The following is a 21,983-nucleotide window of genomic DNA, read 5'->3' as shown; positions in this document are numbered from 1 at the left end:
CACAAAACTAAAGCAGTAAAGAGTGGAGCATATTCACTCTTTATTTGCTGTAATAACTGACTTTACTAACTTGCGTCAATAACTCGAGCGATAATTTTATCGCGGCCACTATCTTTAGCTTGATATAAACCTAAATCGGCTTCTTCAAGTAATATATGCTCAGCATAAACTTGACCAAACTCAGTTGTAGCAACCCCAATACTTATCGTAATGTGAGCGGCATTGAGTGATGCTTTATGCGGGATAGCAAGCGCATTAACAGCATCTCTGAGTTTATTAGCAAATTCCAATGCCTCGTACTGGTTGGTGTCGGGTAATACTGCAGCAAATTCTTCACCGCCGTAGCGCGCAACAAAGTCAGTACCTCGCTCACACGCTGCAACTAATGCATGTGCCACACGTTTAAGGCAGTCATCCCCGGCACGGTGGCCATAACAATCGTTATAACGCTTAAAGTGGTCTATATCTATTAATAGCACCGATAACGGTGTACCAGCTCGACGGCTGCGACGCCATTCTCGCGATAAGCTTTCATCTAAATAACGCCGATTAGGTATTTCTGTCAGCCCATCAATTGAGGCGAGCATTTCTAACAAATCATTTTTTTGCTTGATCAATAATTGATTACGCACTCGTGCACGTACTATTGCGGGACTAAATGGCTTAGCAATATAGTCCATTGCGCCTAATTCAAACCCTTTTGCTTCATCATCATGGCTTGTATTAGCTGAAATAAAGATGACTGGAATAGCGTGCGTAGTTGAATTTTCTTTTAACTGAATTAACACCTCATAGCCATTAATGCCGGGCATTACTATATCGAGGATAATTAAGTCAACCGCCGTTGATTTAACAAATGTAAGGGCTTTTTCACCACTTTCAACTAAAAATATTTCGTGATCATTCGCTAATGTTTTTTCCAACACTAATCGATTTAATGGGTCGTCATCAACGATCAGTATTTTGGCTTTCTTCAACATTTACTGAGCCTTGTATTTGAATGTATCTATTTACTTGTACTAATTCGAACTCTAACTGACTCAGGGATATTTGCCCTACGTCTGGTGTCTTACGTAGTCTACTTTCTAATTGCTGAGCGGTAGCACTTAGGCGATTAAAGCCAAGGTTTCCTGACACACCTTTAATACTATGCACTAATCGTTCCAACGCTTTTGTTTGCATCGGCACTTTTAATTGCTGCAGATGGCTTACACACAACTTAGCAAGTTTACCCAACATTACCTGTAGTAAATCATTATGGCCCGAGAATTGTTCTAATGCAAAAGAATGATTATAAAAAACAGCGCCGGTAATTCTCAGCTCATTTATCGCCGCTAATAACGTCGCTGCAACTACTGGTTTTGTTAAATGTTTATTCATACCCACTGCAAGTGAGCGTTGCTCGTCAGCTGCTTCACAATGCGCAGTTAGCGCAAAAATAGGTAATTGCTGTTGATCATAACGTTGTCGCAATAAAGCGGTTGCTTGCAACCCATCGACTTCTGGCATTTGAATATCCATTAAGATCAGATCAGGCATGACTTGTGCAACCAAATCTATCCCTGCCATCGCCGAATTTGCCGTCATTACATTAATATGTGCTTTGCTTAAGATATTACTAACAATATCTAAATTAAGCTGATTATCATCAATAACTAACACTAGTAAGCCCGCAACGTTGAGTTTACTCTCTGCCGCTGTCAGATTTACATCAGGGCGTTTAGATACCGGCTCAACTTGCTGTATTCGTTGCACTAATGCAGAGTTTTTCACACTGCACATTTGCATACCTTTAAGAGTTGGCAGCGGAGTATTTGGATCATTTTTAACAACATAAAGCTGCGTGTTATTACTCATCAATGCTGTTTTTATATTGTCTCGCGTTATAACTCTCGGTAGATCAACGTCATTAATGATGATCCGCTGATAATCTGCTAATACAGCGTGGTCTGTTAATTCAGCTAACTCAGAAAATTCTAGCGGTTTTAATGGCGCTAATGCGGCAGGTAAATTAATTCCCCGCTCAGAATGAATCAGTAAAGTATTGTGCCAGTCGATAGGGTCGATTTGAGCGGCAACATTAAAGGTTATAGTAAAGAAAAACTGACTACCTTGGCCTTTATTACTGACAACTTTAATTTCAGCTCCCATTAATGCCAATTCGTGTTTGACTATAGCGAGCCCTAGACCAACACCTTGATGGGTGCGAGTGAGTGATTCGTCGCCTTGCGTAAATGCGTCAAATAATCGACTCTGATCAGCTTTATCAATACCGATCCCGGTGTCAATCACTTTAAAACACAGGGTTTGTTTTGTTGGCGTCAATTCAACGGCTGTTATTTTCAAAGTGATACTGCCATGTTCAGTAAATTTCACGGCATTGGTGAGTAAATTACCGAGCACTTGCTGTAAGCGAATGTAATCGCCGACTAACTGCGGAGCAATTAGCGGATCAATATCGATATTAAAAGCCAAATCTTTTTGCTGGCAGAGCCCTATTAATACACTCTCGCAGCTGTCAACAAGTGCAACTACAGCAAAATCAACTAAGTCTAATTGCACTTGGTTATTTTCGATTCGCGCAAAATCAAGCATTCGATTAAGCATGGTTAATAAACTTTGCGCAGCATTTTTTGCTTGAACTGCATGCTGTTGCTGCTGCGCTGTTAAGCCTTGCTGAGTTACCATATCAATAAGGCCTGTCACAGCATGCAGTGGCGTGCGTATTTCATGGCTTAAGTTAGCAATAAACCGACTTTTGGCCTCGGTTGCCCGCTCGGCATCTTGTTTGGCCTGAGTCAATGCACTGACATCTTGAATATGAATAACATAATAGTAAGGTGCTTGTTGCTCATCCCATACTAAAGAGACGCTCAGCTGCCACCAGCAATTTAGCTCTTCTTGTCCTAAAGTAAGGTGGTAAACTTTCTTTTTCTCACTCAGCAATAAAGCTAAAAGCGTTGCTATTTCTTGCCACTGTTGCTGTGGAAATAAATCCACTAATAATAAATCCTGCTCAGTTTTATCAATCTTAAAAATCTTTCGCGCAGTTCGATTAAGTTGTAATACCGTCTGTTCAAGTGAAAGTAAAATCACTCCATTAGCAGCATACTCTATGGCGCTGCGAAACTTAGACTCTGACGCTTTTAATGCCAAAAGAGCTTGTTGTTGAGCAGTTATATCCCGGCCAATCCCCATTGAACCTAGTAACTGATTTTGATCGTTATAAAATGGCGCGATGGTTAATTGAAATGTTTGCTGCTGGGTTTCAAGACGTTGCTCAGCTTTAGTTTTGGTTGTTAAAACTTGTTGCTCTAATTCGCTGATCTGACCATTATCATCACTAATATCACATAACTGTAAGCCAACTAACTGCTCTTGCTCAAGACCTATGTATTGTTCATAAGCACGATTGCATCCTAAGAATGAGCCATCAATGTTTTTAAAATAAATAAGATCTGGCACACTATTGAGCATAGTATTCAATAATGCTAAATGGCGTTCTTTAGCCTCATAACTGCGCGCGAGTTCACGGGTCTTTATTTTTACTTGGTCATCAAGTTCACTATTTGCCTGCTGCAATGAGTTTACCAACTGCTGATTTTTGTTAAGCACCCACTTGATTCGGCTAAACCACGGCTGCCAGTTTGCTGGTATATGGTAATTTGAATAATCTTTATAGTGCACCTCATTTTGTTCAAGATACGCCATTAAATATGTCATGGGTTTCACAAAAATACGCTGGCTTAACCATAACAAGGTACTGAACATAATCACTAAAAACATACTCAAAAAAGTAAGTTCAATTAATACATCAGTTACAATCGGTGAGGCTAATTCATCATGCGATGCAAAATAACCCGCATAAATTGGTAGCTGCTTTTGCGCTTGTAAAAGAGTGAGATTACCCTGATTATCTAATTCTGCTAATGGCGCTTTAGCTGAAGGCCAATACTCCGCTAATGGTGTGTCTTCTTCAATATCATAAAGTGAGCTGATAATGACGTGCTGTGCACTATTTAAAAATATATATTCGCCACTGCGCGGCGATATTTTTTTTAGCCATTGCGATACTGCCGATAAGTCATAAATCAAAATAATATAATCTTCACTGCCCTGCTCACGCGCACGCCCTATTGATAAGTAGTTTTTACCAGCAATTTTGATAACGGCACTAGAACTTAGTGAATCACCTGAAAATACAGGACGAAGTTGACCATCAAGTAATTGGGTTAACATTAAGCTATCGCAGTCATGGCGACGCTTGATATAAGCAAAACCCTGTTCGTTAACGTAAGCGACCGCAGCCAAAGATTGAACTAACGATAATGTCGTATTAAAGGCAGGTCCCATCGCAATGACTTGTTGCCATTGTGCAATTGCATTAGGGGAGGAAGAAAATTTACCCTGGCCGACAATTTCACCACCTCCATTGGGAATTTCCCGGTAGTAGTAACTGTCTTGCTGATTAATATCTTCAAGCCATTGTTGATCAAATCGATAAGAAATGGGTTGTTCATATTGGGCAAATAAAGTACTAACCAAGTCGTCTGTCGCATTCATTAAAAACGCAACTTGCGCCGCTACATTAGCAAAATCAGCTTCGCGTTTAGCTACGGCGCGATCTAATTTAATATTATATAAGTGTAAACATAATAGAAAAGCCACCAGCAGCGGCACAATAAGTGCCACAGCCAGTGAACGATAGTAATGTTTTAAAGGTAGAAAATTCAATCTACAATCCGATGCTTGGCGCTAAATTTGTCAACAAGGTTAGCGAGCCAAGTGGGACTGCGCAAGTTATAAATTTTCTTCCGCAAACGATGCTAAACGGCTTCTCACCACACCATTTAAGTTAACCGTGGCGCTGCCTTCAAAATCTTTGAAGCGCTCCACAATATAAGTTAAACCAGAAGTAACTGGAGTTAAGTAGTTACTATCTATTTGCGCAAGGTTACCAGAGCAAATTAACTTAGTACCTTCACCACAACGGGTAATAATAGTTTTCAGCTGTGAGGCAGTAAGGTTTTGGCTTTCATCTAAAATGACCACGGCATTTTGAATGCTGCGACCACGCATAAAGTTAACTGATTTAAACTGTATGTTTGCCTTTTCCATAATATAGTTACGGCTTGAAATAGGGTTTTCGTCACCTTTGTGTAATACCTCTAAGGTATCGGTGATCGCAGCTAACCATGGTGCCATTTTTTCCTCTTCGGTACCTGGTAAAAAACCGATCGACTCAGCAATTTCAGGAGTATTTCGGGTGACAATTACCTTATCGTAAATACCTTTTTCAACCACCATTTCCAAAGCACAGGCAAGCGCTAGTAATGTTTTTCCGCATCCTGCAGGACCTGTTAAAATAACTAATTCAATACCGGTATCGAGTAACGCATCCATTGCCATGCCTTGATAAATATTTTTTGGCTTTACTCCCCATGCCGATTGATGCATTAATCGCTCAACACCGATATCTTTGAGCATAATATGCTGCTCATCATAAGATTTGACTCGTGCGGCAAACTGACCGCTGTCATCAAGTAAATATTCATTGCAAAATACATCGGGGATCAAACTTTTTGCCACTTTATGAAACGCATCACGACCATGTTGATCGGTTTCACATTCGCCCACATGCTGCCAAAAATCGCCAGCAATTTTTTTATAACCACTGGAGAGCAAAGCAATATCATCAATCAGCTGATCAGTACGATAATCTTCAACAAATTTAAGCCCTGCGCCTTTGGCCTTTAAACGCATATTAATATCTTTGGTAACTAACACCACTTTGCTATTAGGATGTTGTTTTTGTAGGTGCACGGCACAATTGATAATACGGTGGTCATTTTCGTTGCCAGGTAAACCTGAGATAGAATCGACAAATAAATGATCATTAACAATAATAAGTGTGCCAGCCGAAGACGCTTTGGCCTTTTTATTACTAGGTAGAGCGACGCCTTTGAGCATTTGTTCTGGTGTGGCATCTTTGAGCACTTCATCCAAACCACGAATGGCCACACGGGCATCACAGCTGACATCATGCTTACGATCTTTTATATGATCCAGTTCCTCTAAAACTGTCATGGGAATTACAACATCATGTTCTTGGAATGATAAATACGCGAGGGGTTCGTGAAGCAATACATTGGTATCTAGCACATACATTTTACTATCAAGGTTCGAAGCTTTTTCCATAGCACTTTCCTTACGTTTTATGATTTTTATGCTATACCCAACTAATCAAGTAAAACGGGTTGAATGTTCACCCTGAAAAACTTAATTGCTTGGTATATTCTAAGTTTAGCTTAGATGTCATAAAAGTCTGTTTTATGACAAACCTTTTTTTGTTTTGAATTAATCCTTATTGCAGCAACTTTAATAGGAATAATTCACAGTTATTAAATTAATTAAAAGTCAGCTGGTTCGCACCTTGCAGTGGTGTTAGCTAACAGGTAACATAGCCGCCTTTTTCTTCATAGACGAGACATACATGAATTTTTCCTTAGGTCAGCGTTGGATCAGTGATACAGAGTCAGATTTAGGATTAGGCACAGTGGTTGCCCTTGAGGGCCGTCAGGTCAGCATTTTATTTCCCGCCAGTGGCGAAAACCGTGTTTACTCAATGTTAGAAGCACCGGTTACCCGCGTGGCATTTAATCCTGGTGATGTGATCAAAAGCGTTGAAGAATGGGAACTTGAAGTCGAGTCAATTGAACCTATCGGTGATTTACTTTGTTATCACGGCACTCGTATTGATAACGGTGAAAAAGCACAATTAAAAGAAACGTTTTTAGATCACTTCATCAAATTTAATAAACCACAAGATCGCTTATTTGCCGGCCAAGTTGACCGCTTTGATCGCTATACATTGCGCTATCAAACATGGCAACACCAGTTTGAACGCCAACAATCACCTATTAAGGGTTTGATTGGCCAGCGCGCAAGCTTAATTCCGCATCAGCTTTATATTGCACAAGAGGTCGGTAAACGATTTGCTCCTCGAGTGTTATTGTCTGATGAAGTAGGCCTTGGTAAAACCATTGAAGCGGGGATGATTTTACATCAACAAATTATCAGTGGTCGCGCAAGCCGAGTGCTCATCGTAGTGCCGGAGAACTTACAGCATCAGTGGTTAGTTGAAATGCTGCGCCGCTTTAATTTACACTTTTCAATTTTTGATGAAGAGCGTTGCGATGAAGCCTTTGCCGACTCACCAAATGTATTCGACACTGAACAGTTAGTACTAACTAGCCTTGAGTTTTTAACCAAGAAAAAACGCTGGTTTGAACAAGCAACAATGGCTGATTGGGATTTACTGATTGTTGATGAAGCGCATCATTTAAGTATTACCAACGGTAAACCAAGCACTGAATATCAACGTATGGCTGAGCTTAGCCAAGATATTCCAGGGCTAATACTATTAACGGCAACACCGGATCAACTTGGTCACCGCAGCCACTTTGCGCGCCTACAGTTACTCGATCCTGATCGCTTTTATGACTACGATGCCTTTGTTGCTGAAGAAAGTAACTATAAGCATGTGGCAGAGGCTGCAAATCAGTTACTGCAACAGCAAGCGCTAGACGACAGCGCCAAAGCCACGCTAATTGAGCTATTAAAAGAAACCGATATCACAACGGTGCTTGAACAAGCACAAAATGGCGACGCAGCTGCCCGTAAAGAAATTTTGGCGATGTTATTAGATCGCCATGGCACAGGCCGTATTTTATTTAGAAATAGCCGTAGCGGCATTGACGGCTACCCTAGTCGCAAACTACACGCCTACCCGATGGCGATGCCGAAACAATATAAAACGGCAATTTCAGTATTGGGCAATATGAGCGGCATTAAAAATGCAGAGCTTAGCGCGCAACGCGCCCTATTCCCTGAAAAAATATTCCAAGAGTTTGAAGGCGAAAGCGCTAGCTGGGGACAATTTGATCCTCGAGTAGAATGGTTGATCGACACCCTAAAAACCCTTAAACGGGAAAAAGTCCTGCTTATTTGTGCTAAAGCCGAAACCGCTATCAGCCTTGAGCAAATCCTGCGTGAACGCGAAGCGATTAAAGCCTCTGTGTTCCACGAAGGGATGACAATTATTGAGCGTGACCGCGCCGCCGCGTTTTTTGCTGACGAGTACGACAACGCACAAATATTGCTGTGCTCTGAGATTGGCTCTGAGGGTCGTAACTTCCAGTTTGCTCATCACTTAGTGTTATTTGATTTACCACTGAACCCTGACTTACTTGAGCAGCGTATTGGTCGCCTCGACCGTATTGGTCAAACTCAAGATATCAACATTCATGTGCCGTACTTTGAAAGCAGCGCACAAGAAGTATTACTGCGTTGGTATAACGAAGGCTTAGATGCCTTTGAAACCACCTCAAGCACCGGACAACTTTTGTATAAAGAGTTTAAAGATGAGCTACTTGAGTTTATTGCCGCCCATAACTGTGATGAAGACGAGCTAGAGCCATTACTAGAGCAAGTAGCCGGTCAAAACGCAGTGCTGCGTAAACAAATGGAAAGCGGCCGTGACCGTTTGCTTGAGTTACACTCATCGGGCCAAGGTGCAGCAGACTCGCTGGTTGTTGATATTGAAAAACTAGACAACCAATTTGAACTACCAAGTTATATGATCAACGTGTTTGATACCTTTGGCGTTAGCCAAGAAGACAAAGGTGAAAATACTATTATCTTAAAGCCAACTGAGCATATGCTAAATCCGTCATTCCCAAGTTTAAAAGACGACGGCATGACAGTCACATTTGACCGTGACACTGCACTTGCACAAGAAGATGTGCATTTCATCAGCTGGGATCACCCTATGGTGCAAGGCACCTTAGACATGATCTGTGATGATGACTTTGGTACTGCGTCAGTCGCATTACTTAAAAACAAAAAATTACCACCAGGTACCTTTTTTGTTGAGCTAATTTACGTAGCAGCAGCCATGGCACCAAAAGCGCTGCAAGTTGGCCGCTTTTTACCGCCGACGCCGATTCGTATTTTGCTAGATAAAGCCAGCAACAACTTAGCTGATAACGTCGGCTTTGATGGCTTTAATCAGCAGCTTTCTGCGGTAGGCCGTCAAACAGCCAGTAAACTAGCTGGCGCATTACAAAGTGCGATTCACCCAATGCTTAAAACCGCCCAAGAAATGGCGCAAACTAAGTTAGAAGTCATTCGCACTGCGGCGCTTGAGCAAATGCAACAATCGCTCAGTGAAGAGCAGGCGCGTTTAGCGGCGCTGAAACAGATCAACCCTAATATCCGTGAAGAAGAACTTACCTTCTACGATAAGCAACGCACAGAGCTGACAAGTTATATCGGCAAAGCACAGTTGCAGTTAGATGCCATTCGCTTAATTGTGGTATCACATTGATTTGGGAGCTGAGCTTTAAGTTATAAGCGGTAAGTTTTAAGTTTAAAAAAGCGCGGTGTATTAAGTTACAGCGCGCTTTTTTATTACATGTTACGCTGAAAACCCACGCCAACAAGATATTGCCTATTCGTTGCAGCGATTTTACATCGCGACAAAGGTTGTTTCGAGGCTGAATTTTATCCCGTATTTACACTTTACATTTGCGCGGGGTAAACCCGCGCCTACAAGATATTACAAATTTGTAGCAGCGATTTTATATCGCGACAGGAGTTGTTTCGCGGCTGAATTTTATCCCGTATTTACATTTTGCATTTACGCGGGGTAAACCACCCACGCCTACGTATTGGTAGCTGCGAGTTTACCTCGCGATAAAGCCCATTATTTACCACTGAGGGCACAGAGGCGCTTCGCGCTACACAGAGAAACCAAAGTAAAAAATCACTTATTTCTTCTCTGTGTTCTCGGTGGTGAATTAATCACTGAACGAACTTTAATCTAATTGCGCGGGGTAAACCCGCGCCTACGAGATATTGCCCATTCGTAGCAGCGATTTCATATCGCGACATGGGTTGTTCCGCAGCTGAGCTTTATAACGTTCTTACATTTTTCATTTGCGCGGGGTAAACCCGCGCCTACGAGATATTGCACATTCGTAGCAGCGATTTTACATCGCGACATGGGTTGTTCCACGGCTGAATTTTATCCCGTATTTACATTTTGCATTTGCGCGGGGTAAACCCGCGCCTACGAGATATTGCCCATTCGTAGCAGCGAGTTTACCTCGCGATAAAGCCCATTATTTACCACTGAGGGCACAAAGGCGCTTCGCGCTACACAGAGAAACCAAAGTAAAAAATCACTTATTTCTTCTCTGTGTTCTCGGTGGTGAATTAATCACTGAACGAACTTTAATCTAATTGCGCAGGGTAAACCCGCGCCTACATCACCAAAATGCTAGACTCATACATAAACACAATCCCAGTATGGATAATCAGCAACATTTTTAACCAAACCAGCTCTTAGTGGATTCGCGATTATATAACGCGCATTTTTAACTAAATCATCTTCATCTCGAATTAAATGATCGTAATACCCTTTTTGCCATAATTTATAAATACCGAATTCACGGCAAGCGGCTGCAGTTCGTCCTTTAAAGCAACGGATTATTTGTGGTAAGGGGCTGTTAATGAGCAACTGAAATTGCCAATGGATATGATTTGGCATAATAATAAACGCATTAGATTTGAGGTATTCTTGTACTTCTAATAATTGCATTTGTTTTATAATGTGACGATTAAAATCCAAGTTTACAAAGTAGTTGCTGCGATTATGTGTAACGAGGGTAATAGCATAAAAGTGATGTGGTAAAGAAACCCGCCCTTTTCTTAGATTTTGTGATTTATACATCTACCAATCCTTGTAGGTAAAGTATAAAAATAGCTCATAGCTTGAATGTTGTTAAATTTTTTGTCGCACATTTGCGCGGGGTAAACCCGCGCCTACGAGATATCACAAAGTCGTAGCAGCGATTTTACATCGCGACAGAAGCAACATAGTTTTATCCAGCATCTAAATTATATATTTGCGCGGGATAAACTAAAACCTACGTCGGCCTGCCTTTATTGCGCTTTCCTAACAAATACGCGTCGCGAAACTTCATAAAATGCTGTTCAAGCTTAGTTGCTGCATCAGACTCCCCTGCCAGTGCTAACACCATAATGGCCACTTCAGCAGTGCCAAGTTGGTGAGCATGCGGGGCAACCCGTAAGCGATAGTCAGACAGTTTTTCAGCGGTGATCGACAGCACGGGTAAATTATCGAGATAAGGGCTTTTGCGGATCATTTTTTTCGCTTCACGCCATGTGCCATCTAAAAAGATAAACAAGGGACGTTTATTAGGCTGGTGTTGTACATCAGTAATAACGCGTGCAGTATCTTCAACATCTGTAGCAGGAAAGATCACCATAGGTTGATATTGCGGGTCATTTAATAAGGCTAATAGTTTATCGTCAGGATCAGTCCTGTCCCAACGAAAAGCATGATTATCAGGAATAATTTCAGCAATTAATCGCCCTGTATTAGAGGGTTTAAAACTCTCGTTGTGATACATAAGTAAGCATACCGCCGCCTGACTATCAGCCTGCTCCACACCGTCACAAATACAGTAATGTTTCGCGATTAAGCATCGCTCACAGCGATCCATTTTACCGCCACGAGCATTAAACTCACGGCGAGATTCACTAATTTGCTGGGCACGCAAAGTAAGTACTGAATTAGAAGAGCGTTTATTCACGTGGTTTATTACCTAAAATAGTACCTAAATTTGTTCGGCGGATATTATAACACATTTGCGCAGGGTAAACCCACGCCTACGTATTGGTAGCAGCGAGTTTACCTCGCGATAAAGCCCATTATTTACCACTGAGGGCACAAAGGCGCTTCGCGCTACACAGAGAAACCAAATTAAAAAATCACTTATTTCTTCTCTGTGTTCTCGGTGGTGAATTAATCACTAAACGAACTTTAATCTAATTGCGCGGGGTAAACCCGCGCCTACAAGGTATTACGTATTACACACCCGCGCCTATAAAACAAAAAACCCAAGCCGTGGCTTGGGTTTTTAAACAATTAACTAAAAGAACTTACTTCTTCTTTTTAACTGCTTTTTTGTTTGGTAAATCAGTGATTGAACCTTCAAATATTTCAGCTGCAAGACCGATTGATTCGTTCAATGTTGGATGAGCATGAATAGTTAATGCTAAATCTTCACCGTCAGCGCCCATTTCGATACCTAGACCGATTTCGCCCAGCATTTCACCTGCGTTAATACCAATCATAGCACCACCGATAATACGGCCACTTTCTTTATCAAAGATCAGTTTAGTAGAACCTTCAGTACGAGAAGATGCAATTGCACGACCTGATGCAGCCCATGGGAATACAGCTGTTTCAATGCTTAAGCCTTGCTCTTTTGCTTCTTTCTCAGTTACGCCAACCCAAGCGATTTCTGGATCAGTATAGGCAATTGAAGGAATACATTTCGGATCAAAGTAATGTTTTTGACCTGAGATAACTTCAGCAGCAACGTGACCTTCATGAACCGCTTTGTGCGCAAGCATAGGTTGGCCAACTAAGTCACCAATCGCGAAGATGTGGTCAACGTTAGTTTTAAGTTGCTTATCAACATTAATGAAGCCACGCTCATCAACATTAACACCCGCTTTGTCAGCATCTAATAAGTTACCGTTTGGTGTACGACCAACAGCAACTAATACTTTGTCATAACGTACTGGTTCAGCTGGTGCGTTTTTACCTTCAAATGTAACGTATAAGCCGTCATCTTTCGCTTCTACGCCAACAACTTTAGTTGATAGCATAACGTTAAATTTATCACTTACGTATTTTTGGTAAATCTTGATGATGTCTTTATCAGCAGCTGGTACTAGTTGGTCAGCAAATTCAACTACGTCGATTGCAGAACCTAGTGCGCGATACACAGTACCCATTTCAAGACCAATAATACCACCACCTAATACTAATAGCTTTTCAGGGATGTCTTTAAGCTCTAGTGCACCGGTTGAATCAATTACGCGGTCATCTTCAGGAATGAAAGGTAAGTTTACAGGTTTAGAACCAGCAGCAATGATAGCGTTATCAAAAGTAATTGTTGTTTTACCGTCAGCGCCTTCAACATCAAGCGTGTTGCTACCTGTGAATTTACCGTAACCGTAAACCACTTTAACTTTACGCATTTTAGCCATGCCGTCTAGGCCACCAGTAAGTTGGCTAACAACTGACTCTTTCCACGAACGAATTTTATCTAAATCAATTTGTGGTGCGCCAAAAGTAACACCATGAGATGACATTTCTGCTGCATCATCAATTACTTTAGCTACGTGTAAAAGTGCTTTCGAAGGAATACAACCAACATTAAGACATACACCGCCTAATGTGTCGCGAGATTCTACTACTGTTACTTCTAAGCCCAAGTCAGCAGCACGGAAAGCCGCAGAATAACCACCAGGACCACCGCCTAGTACAACAACTTGAGTTTTTAATTCGTTGCTCATGCTTTTACCTTAATTGTTTGAACGGGACACTGCCCTAAAGTTTAACTGCCATGTTTCTGCAAGGCAGAAAGGGAGAGCAGATCAAAAATTTATGCAAAATATACAAATATTGTATCATTGCAAATGGTAAAAATCCCAGCAAAAAACAACTGGCTGGGATTTGATTCTATTTATTTCGCTACATGCAGCAATTGCTTACATTACTAATTGGCGAATATCGCTCATGTAACTTGCTAAAGTTACAGTAAAGCGTGCCGCTAGTGCACCGTCAATCACCCTATGGTCGTAAGACATAGAAAGTGGAACCATTAGTTTTGGTTCAAACTCTTTGCCATTCCACTTAGGTTTAATTTCTGATTTAGAGACACCTAAAATAGCAACTTCTGGGGCATTTACGATTGGCGTAAAGGCTGTACCGCCAATACCACCAAGGCTTGAAATTGTAAAACAGCCACCTTGCATATCAGACGAGGTAAGTTTACCGTCACGCGCTTTAACAGATACTTCCATTAATTCACGCGATAATTCAATGATGCCTTTCTTATCAACATCTTTAAATACTGGCACAACCAAACCGTTTGGCGTATCAACTGCAACACCGATATTGATGTACTTCTTAAGAATTAAGCTTTCACCGTCGTTAGATAGTGATGAGTTAAATGTAGGGAACTCAGCAAGTGCTTTCGCTGCTGCTTTCATTACAAATACCAGCGGGGTGATTTTAACACCTAGCTTTTTCTTCTCGCTAAGGGCATTTTGCTCTTTACGGAACTCTTCAAGAGTTGTGATATCAGCTTCATCAAACTGCGTAACATGTGGAATTTGCACCCAGTTACGGTGTAAGTTTTTACCCGATAGCTTTTGAATACGAGATAGTTTTTTCTCTTCGATTTCACCAAATTTAGCAAAATCAACTTTTGGCCATGGAATTAAACCAAGCTCACTACCGCCAGCATTGCCAGAAGCTGTCGCTAATTGGCCTGACTCAACTTGCTTAACTAAGTTCTTCACATAGTCTTGCACGTCTTCTTTCACAACGCGATTTTTACGACCTGAGCCTTTTACGTTCGCAAGGTTAATACCAAACTCACGGGCTAAGCGGCGAACAACTGGCGATGCATGAGCATACGCACTATTGTTTTCAAAGCTTTCATTGCTCGCTTTTGCAGGCGCTGCTTGTGGAGCTGGAGCTGATTCTGCTTTCGCTGCTGGTGCAGATTCAGAAGCCGTTTTTTCAGCGGTAGCTGCAGGTGCACTGCCTTGCACTTCAAATACAAAGATAAGTGAACCGGTCGATACTTTATCGCCCGCAGCAACTTTAATCTCTTTAACAGTACCGGCAAATGGTGCTGGTACTTCCATTGCCGCTTTGTCGCCTTCAACGTTTAAGATTGACTGATCTTCAGTAACCTTATCGCCTACTGCAACCATCACTTCAGTGACTTCAACCTCATCACCGCCGATATCAGGCACGTTTACTTCTTTACTGCTTGGCGCTGAACTTTGTGCCGGCGCAGACTCTTGAGCTGGCGCTGTTTCTGCTTTCGCAGCTGCAGGCTCACTACCAGCCACTTCAAAAACAAACACTAAAGAGCCTGTTTTTACTTTATCGCCAGCGGCAACTTTAATTTCTTTAACAGTACCTGCAAACGGCGCTGGTACTTCCATTGCCGCTTTGTCGCCTTCAACGTTTAAGATAGATTGTTCTTCTTCAACAGTGTCGCCAACAGCAACCATGATTTCCGTTACTTCAACTTCATCATCGCCGATATCTGGTACGGTGACTTCTTTAGTTGTTGAACCTGAAGACGCAGCAGGTGCTGCATCTTCAGATTTTGCTGGTTCTGCAGGCGCTTCGCTAGATGCTTGCTCTTCACCTTCAAACAAGAATACTAAAGAACCCGTAGTAACCGTGTCGCCCACGTTTACTTTGATTTCTTTTACAGTACCGGCTTGTGCCGCAGGTACTTCCATTGAGGCTTTATCACCCTCAACAGTTAGTAATGATTGGTCAACGTCAACTTTGTCACCAACGCTCACTAGAATTTCGGTTACTTCGACTTCATCGCCACCGATATCTGGTACTTTAATTTCAATACTCATTGCAAACCTCTTATGCGTACAGTGGATTAAGTTTGTTAGTGTCGATGTTGAACTTTTTAAGTGCTTCAACCACAACTGACTTCTCAACTTCACCACGTTTAGCAAGTTCAGATAACGTCGCAACTACTACGTAGCTGGCGTTAACTTCAAAGTGACGACGAAGGTTTTCACGGCTATCAGAACGACCGTAACCATCGGTACCTAATACTTTGTAGTTGCTGCTTGGAATGAATGAACGCGCTTGTTCTGCGTAGTTTTTCATGTAATCCGTTGCGGCAACAGTCACTGAGTCATTTAATACACTGGTGATGTAGGCAGTCTTCTGTTCGCTTTCAGGGTTAAGCATATTGAAACGCTCAACATCTTGCCCTTCACGAGTTAATTCGTTAAACGACGTTACTGAATACACATCAGATGCAATACCGTAATCATCACTTAAAATCGCGGCTGCTTTACGCACTTCAGTCATGATAGTACCTGAGCTTAATAGCTGTACGTTGGCTTTTTTGCCTGCGTAGCTTTCTAGCTTGTAGATACCTTTACGAATACCTTCTTCAGCACCTTCTGGCATAGCAGGTTGTGCATAGTTTTCGTTCATAAGCGTTAGGTAGTAGTAAATGTTTTCTTGATCTTCACCGTACATACGACGAATACCATCTTGAACAATAACCGCTACTTCGTAAGCGTATGTTGGATCGTAAGAGATACAGTTAGGTACTGTGTTAGCAAGAATATGGCTGTGACCATCTTCGTGCTGTAGGCCTTCACCGTTTAATGTTGTACGACCGGCAGTAGCACCTAATAAGAAACCACGTGCTTGTTGGTCACCCGCCATCCATGCCATGTCGCCAACACGTTGGAAACCGAACATTGAATAGTAGATATAGAATGGGATCATTGGTAAATCGTTAGTGCTGTATGATGTTGCCGCAGCAACCCACGATGACATTGCACCTAACTCGTTGATACCTTCTTGCAATACTTGACCCGATGTTGCTTCTTTGTAGTAAGAAACGATATCACGGTCTTGCGGCGTATAGTTTTGGCCATGCGGGTTATAAATACCGATTTGACGGAATAAACCTTCCATACCAAAGGTACGCGCTTCATCGGCAATAATTGGTACGATGTTTTTACCAATACCTTTATCTTTCAATAAGATATTAAGTGCACGAACAAAGCCCATAGTGGTAGAGATATCACGCTTTTGCTCTTCAAGTAGTGGCTTGAATGCTTCTACTTCTGGCAGTACTAACTTTTCAGTAAAGTTAGGAATACGTTTTGGCGTATAACCCTTAAGTGCATCACGGCGAGCATGTAAGTACTTGTGCTCAGCCGAACCTTCTTCAAGTGTTAAATAAGGAAGTTCTGCAAGTTGCTCTTCAGATACTAAATCATCAAGACCTAAACGTGAACGTAAATGGGCAACGTGTGACATGTCCATTTTTTTCACTTGGTGAGCAATATTCTTACCTTCAGCCGCTTCACCCATGCCGTAACCTTTTACAGTTTTAGCTAGGATAACTGTTGGGCGACCTTTGGTCTCTTCTGCTTTTTTGAATGCAGCGAATAATTTTGATGGCTCATGACCACCACGCTTAAGCGCGAAGATTTCGTCATCTGTCATATCAGCAACAAGTGCTGCTGTTTCAGGGTAACGACCAAAGAAATGTTCACGTACGTACGCGCCATTTTTAGCTTTATAAGTTTGGTAATCGCCATCGACTGTTTCGTTCATCAATTGCAATAACTTACCTGTGGTGTCTTTAGCTAGTAGGATATCCCAGCCGCTGCCCCACACTAGCTTGATCACATTCCAGCCAGCGCCTTTGAATAGACCTTCAAGCTCTTGAATGATTTTACCATTACCCATTACTGGGCCATCTAGGCGCTGTAAGTTACAGTTAATTAAGTAACAAAGGTTGTCTAGTTTTTCACGAGCAGCAAAAGAAATAGCGCCACGCGATTCTGGCTCATCCATTTCGCCATCGCCTAAAAACGCGTATACACGTTGGTTTTTAGTGTCTTTTAAGCCACGACCATCTAGGTACTTTAAGAAGCGCGCTTGGTAAATAGACGCGATAGGACCAAGACCCATAGATACCGTAGGGAACTGCCAGAATTCAGGCATTAATTTAGGGTGTGGGTAAGATGGTAAACCTTCGCCATCAACTTCTTGACGGAAGTTATCAAGCTGCGCAGCAGATAAACGACCTTCAACAAATGCACGTGCATAAATACCCGGAGAAATATGACCTTGATAATAAACTAAGTCACCGCCGTCTACATCATTTGGGGCTTTGAAGAAATGGTTAAAACATACTTCATAAAACGCCGCTGATGACTGGTAAGACGCCATATGGCCGCCTAGGTCGAGGTCTTTTTTCGAAGCACGCAATACAATCATGATTGCGTTCCAACGAATAATAGAACGAATACGGCGCTCAAGGTTTACGTCCCCTGGGTAAGCAGGTTCTTGATCTACCGGGATCGTATTAACGTAGTTTGTGTTGATACCTGTTGGCATATCAACACCGTCTAAACGGGCTTGCTCTAATACTTGCTCAAGTAAAAACTGAGCACGTTCAACACCTTCTTCACGCACAACTGATTCAAGAGCTTGTAACCACTCTTGTGTTTCTAGCGCGTCTACGTCAATTTTATTGACTTCAGACATATGGAGGTTTCCTTATGTTTAAAATACGAATGTTCTTAATTAGCACTGTGGTAATCGTGTTGCCATATACAGCACTTGCTTAAATTATTTATCTTTAACTTAGTTTTTTGTTACTTAATTTTGCTTTGTGCGTCTTAAACTACGCTCAATTCGTGAATGCTCTTTACCTGCTTCCAATAACGCTTCTTCAATGAAAGCTAAGTGAGCATTACTGGCAAGTCGCGCCTGCTCTGGATTCCCTTCAATCACTGCATCCATCAATAAACGGCGGTGCTCAGCTAAGCGCGAACTAATATGCGGCTTCTCTAACAATACCGTTAAATTTTGTAAAACATTTTGCTCAAGCAATGCCCGCATACCGCGCACTAAATGCAGTAACACCACATTATGCGAGGCTTCTGCCACACTAAAGTGAAACGCGTTAATTGCTTTGGCTTTTTGTAGTAAATCATCATTAGCTAATGCAATGCATTCAAAGCTTTGCTTAACTTTAGCAAAGTCAGTGCTAGTACCACGAAGCGCAGCATAATAAGCTGCAATCCCTTCGAGAGCATGACGAAACTCTAATAAATCAAACTGTGATTCAGGATGTTTACTGATCAAGTCAAATAACGGATCAGTGAGCCCTTCTTCTAGCTGATTTTTTACAAACGTTCCGCCACCTTGACGTCGCGTTACTAAGCCTTTTGCCTCTAGCTTTTGAATGGCTTCACGTAATGAAGGGCGAGACACTTCAAATTGTTTGGCTAATTCACGCTCTGGCGGCAGTTTCTCACCCGGTGCTAATGAGCCCTCAAGAATCATGTTCTCAAGTTGCTGTAAAATAACATCCGATAGTTTTGCTGCTTTAATCTTTAAAGACATTAATCAACGTCCGCATTGTAGTGGAAATGTAACCTGAAAAATCCAAGTTTGTGCCCAGAGACTAGACCAAAAGGTAAATTGGTCATACCAAATTTGAGCCATACGTTATCAAAAAGCAAGTTTGCTGTCAATTTCGCTGCGACGCACCTTAAAAAACACCCTAACGTATTTTGCACAAAGATCAAACAGTATGAGATAAAGCCAGTGTTTAGGAAGGAATTTTATAGAAAAACACAATGGTCTGACCAGATAATCAAAAACTAGTGGGCGAGTTTTTTTGAACTCGAAGTGTACTATATAATAAATTAAACTGCGCGGGGTAAACCCGCGCCTACGCATTGGTAGCAGCGAGTTTACCTCGCGACTGTTTCTACATTTACATAGACAGCCAATTTCACCACTGAGGGCAGGAGGCGCTACGCGCTACACAGAGAATACAAAAGTAAAGTTAATTACTAACAGGTTTTTCCTCTATTAACTCGGTGCTCTCTGTGGTGAATAAATCAATAAAAGACTTTTGCACAAAGAGAAGTGAATGAGCGCAAATGAAAAAAACGCCACGGGCTTCGAGCTGCGAATAGACTCAAACACCTAGCCACTACTTTTATAATTACTTCTCTAAAGCGCAGCGGCTCTTAACCTCTTTGTGAATAAATTTTAATTGCGCGGGTAGCAGCGAGTTTACCTCGCGACAATTACTTCCCTAAAACCTAGCATCTGTTTATTTACGCTAAACCACCAAATAAAGTAAACAAGGCAATCAACACCAAGTAAAACAACACATTTCGTTTTACAAGCTTCATCATACAAGTTGCTTCATACGCGCAACCAAAATGTTGCTGTTCTATTTGCTCTGCGGCAAGCGCGGTATTAGTAACCACTTTACGGTTACTCACTGTAAAATCGAGTGCATAATGCAGCCAGCAACTGGTGCCTTTATTAAAGTTACCTATTACTAGATAACCAAAGCTGGCGATTCTAGCTGGTAACCAATCAAGCCAAAATAATAATGAATGAATAAGTTTAAAACGTTTGGCATACACAACTTTATGGTCGTTCTGCACTAAATCAGCAAAAGTACGTACTAATGCATACAAGGTCGCGCCAGGTACGCCTAATATTACAAACCAAAAAATAACTGCACAATAAAAACGAAAGTTTACCCAAGCCAACGTTTGTCCAAAGGTTTCACCGCCTTTTTGCTCTTCCGTTTTCTTTTGCCCCATTTGCAGTGCATATAAGGTTGCCGCTTGCTGATCATCACGGGTTAGCGCATTTAAATAGGACTTATATAAAGCACGTTGTTTAGCACAGCCAAAGCAAACCAGCAGCACAGCCACATTAATAGCTAACTGCCATAATACAAAATCAGACAAGGTAAAAATAACCGCCACAAATAATACCGGCAAACACAACCAAATAATAAATCCCGCAGGCGAATTGAATAGACCTTGCTCGCCAAGCTGTTTTTTTGAACGTGTTAAATAGCCTTGCGCGTAATAGCTTATTTGCCAATAATCAGATCGGGCACCTAAACGCTCTAATATCAGAGCTATTATTATAGAAATTAAGATCATACTTTTCTCTTTCCAAATGGGCGCTAGTTAAAATATAGCAGCAAAATAATGATTCCAATCAAAACTGTCTCCAGGGTCTGTTTTTCGCCCTGGTGCAATGTGACAATGGCCAACAACACGCTCGCGTGTGATAGCTGGGTATTTATATATCAATGTCTTAGTTAAGGATTGTAATGCATTATATTGATTTTGGGTATACGCCGTTGTATCTGTACCTTCAAGCTCTATACCAATACTAAAATCATTACACTGACTACGTCCTAAAAACTCAGACTGGCCAGCATGCCAAGCACGTTTACTAAAAGGCACATACTGAACTATTTCACCGCTGCGTTTGATAAAACAATGTGCTGAAACTCTCAACCCCTTTAAATCAGCAAAGCTAGGGTGTGCTTGGCAATCAATACACCCCATAAACAAATCATCCACAAACGGCGTGGCAAACTGCCCTGCTGGCAAGGAAATATTATGAATCACTAATAAAGATATTTCCTCACCTAGTGGGCGCTCATCAAAATGCGTACTTGGTCGCTGGATAGCGGTACTAACGACACCAAAAGAGTTTATTTTCATAGTTTATATTCATAATGGCCTATAAATAAATGCATAGTCAGATGCTAATAGATTTCCAAGCAGAATAACAGCAAAGCACTTCCATTGTTTTGCGCCAGTAGCAGCGAGCTTACCTCGCGATTGTTTCTACATTTCCATAGACAAACCAATTTCACCACCGAGAACAGAAAGCCACGGGCTACGGGTAACGAGCTGCCGGCTGTAAGTTCACTTAGCAGCTAGTCACTTCCCTAGAACCTAGTTCCTATTTTCCTCAAAAGCGCAGCGTCTCTTGTCCTCTTTGTGAATAAATTTTAATTGCGCGGGGTAAACCCGCATCTACGCATTGGTAGCAGCGAGTTTACCTCGCGACTGTTTTTACATTTATACAGACACACTATTTCACCACCGAACCCACCGAGGCGCTTTGCTACACCGAGAAGGCAAAAGTAAAGTTAATCACTATTACCTATTGGTTTTTCCTCTGTGAGCTCGATGATCTCTGTGGTGAATAAATCACTAAAAAACTTTTGCACAATGATAAGAACAAATGCCGCGGGCTTCGAGCGACGAGCTTCGAATATGCCCTAGCATCTAGTCACTTCCTAAAACCTAGAACCTCACTCTCGGAGTTTTTCAAGTTAGTTGTCGCCTCAAGTTAAATTTTATGCCGCCCGCATTTCTTCTTTTTTCTCAGGATTCAAATTTACTTCGTTTATCATTGACCAATCTCGTGACTTTCCTGACCAACG

Annotated in this window: 12 protein-coding genes; 1 reads left to right on the top strand and 11 read right to left on the bottom strand. The window is 41.7% G+C overall.

What is annotated here, in order from left to right; translation table 11 throughout:
• Positions 1 to 65 precede the first annotated feature (65 nt).
• The 3 genes from H5158_RS10205 to H5158_RS10195 all read right to left on the bottom strand — a co-directional run bounded on the left by H5158_RS10205 (position 66) and on the right by H5158_RS10195 (position 6,198).
• The gene (locus H5158_RS10205; RefSeq protein WP_182718474.1) at positions 66 to 980 is read right to left on the bottom strand and encodes a diguanylate cyclase; all 915 of its coding nucleotides are present in this window, start codon (positions 978 to 980) and stop codon (positions 66 to 68) included.
• The gene (locus tag H5158_RS10200) at positions 949 to 4,734 is read right to left on the bottom strand and encodes a PAS domain-containing hybrid sensor histidine kinase/response regulator (protein ID WP_182739961.1); all 3,786 of its coding nucleotides are present in this window, start codon (positions 4,732 to 4,734) and stop codon (positions 949 to 951) included. The genes H5158_RS10205 and H5158_RS10200 overlap by 32 nt, the downstream gene beginning before the upstream one ends.
• 66 nt (positions 4,735 to 4,800) lie before the next feature.
• The gene (locus H5158_RS10195) at positions 4,801 to 6,198 is read right to left on the bottom strand and encodes a PhoH family protein (RefSeq protein ID WP_182739960.1); all 1,398 of its coding nucleotides are present in this window, start codon (positions 6,196 to 6,198) and stop codon (positions 4,801 to 4,803) included.
• A gap of 295 nt (positions 6,199 to 6,493) precedes the next feature.
• On the opposite strand from H5158_RS10195, the gene rapA reads away from it, so the two are divergent.
• Positions 6,494 to 9,388: an RNA polymerase-associated protein RapA gene (gene rapA / locus H5158_RS10190; protein ID WP_182739959.1), complete on the top strand. Its 2,895-nt coding sequence runs from the start codon at positions 6,494 to 6,496 to the stop codon at positions 9,386 to 9,388.
• A 960-nt stretch (positions 9,389 to 10,348) separates the two neighbouring features.
• On the opposite strand, the gene H5158_RS10185 is transcribed toward rapA, so the two are convergent.
• The 8 genes from H5158_RS10185 to ampD all read right to left on the bottom strand — a co-directional run bounded on the left by H5158_RS10185 (position 10,349) and on the right by ampD (position 21,252).
• Entirely contained in the window at positions 10,349 to 10,795 is a 447-nt protein-coding gene (locus H5158_RS10185; RefSeq protein WP_182718478.1) for an REP-associated tyrosine transposase, read from the bottom strand.
• Positions 10,796 to 10,991: 196 nt separating this feature from the next.
• Positions 10,992 to 11,681 (bottom strand): tRNA-uridine aminocarboxypropyltransferase, encoded by a 690-nt coding sequence (locus H5158_RS10180; RefSeq protein ID WP_182718479.1) that lies wholly within the window; start codon positions 11,679 to 11,681, stop codon positions 10,992 to 10,994.
• Positions 11,682 to 12,030: 349 nt separating this feature from the next.
• Entirely contained in the window at positions 12,031 to 13,458 is a 1,428-nt protein-coding gene (gene lpdA / locus H5158_RS10175) for a dihydrolipoyl dehydrogenase (RefSeq protein WP_145235220.1), read from the bottom strand.
• A 195-nt stretch (positions 13,459 to 13,653) separates the two neighbouring features.
• Positions 13,654 to 15,561 carry a pyruvate dehydrogenase complex dihydrolipoyllysine-residue acetyltransferase gene (aceF, locus tag H5158_RS10170; protein WP_182718480.1) on the bottom strand — a complete coding sequence of 636 codons (1,908 nt, stop codon included), beginning with the start codon at positions 15,559 to 15,561 and terminating at the stop codon, positions 13,654 to 13,656.
• Between the two features lie 10 nt (positions 15,562 to 15,571).
• On the bottom strand, positions 15,572 to 18,238 hold the full coding sequence (gene aceE, locus H5158_RS10165) for a pyruvate dehydrogenase (acetyl-transferring), homodimeric type (protein WP_182731558.1): 2,667 nt from the start codon (positions 18,236 to 18,238) through the stop codon (positions 15,572 to 15,574).
• Positions 18,239 to 18,352: 114 nt separating this feature from the next.
• On the bottom strand, positions 18,353 to 19,102 hold the full coding sequence (gene pdhR / locus H5158_RS10160) for a pyruvate dehydrogenase complex transcriptional repressor PdhR (protein ID WP_182718482.1): 750 nt from the start codon (positions 19,100 to 19,102) through the stop codon (positions 18,353 to 18,355).
• 725 nt (positions 19,103 to 19,827) lie between these two features.
• A complete protein-coding gene (gene ampE / locus H5158_RS10155; protein ID WP_182739958.1) occupies positions 19,828 to 20,679 on the bottom strand; it encodes a beta-lactamase regulator AmpE in 852 nt (283 codons plus the stop codon).
• Positions 20,680 to 20,706: 27 nt separating this feature from the next.
• Positions 20,707 to 21,252, bottom strand: coding sequence for a 1,6-anhydro-N-acetylmuramyl-L-alanine amidase AmpD (gene ampD / locus H5158_RS10150; RefSeq protein WP_182739957.1), 546 nt, complete (start codon positions 21,250 to 21,252; stop codon positions 20,707 to 20,709).
• Positions 21,253 to 21,983 lie beyond the last annotated feature (731 nt).

The organism is Pseudoalteromonas sp. SR45-6 (assembly GCF_014163545.1).
GTDB classification, from domain to species: domain Bacteria; phylum Pseudomonadota; class Gammaproteobacteria; order Enterobacterales; family Alteromonadaceae; genus Pseudoalteromonas; species Pseudoalteromonas rhizosphaerae.
Note: the sequence above shows the minus strand (reverse complement) of the source record. Positions and strands in the feature narration are given on the sequence as shown.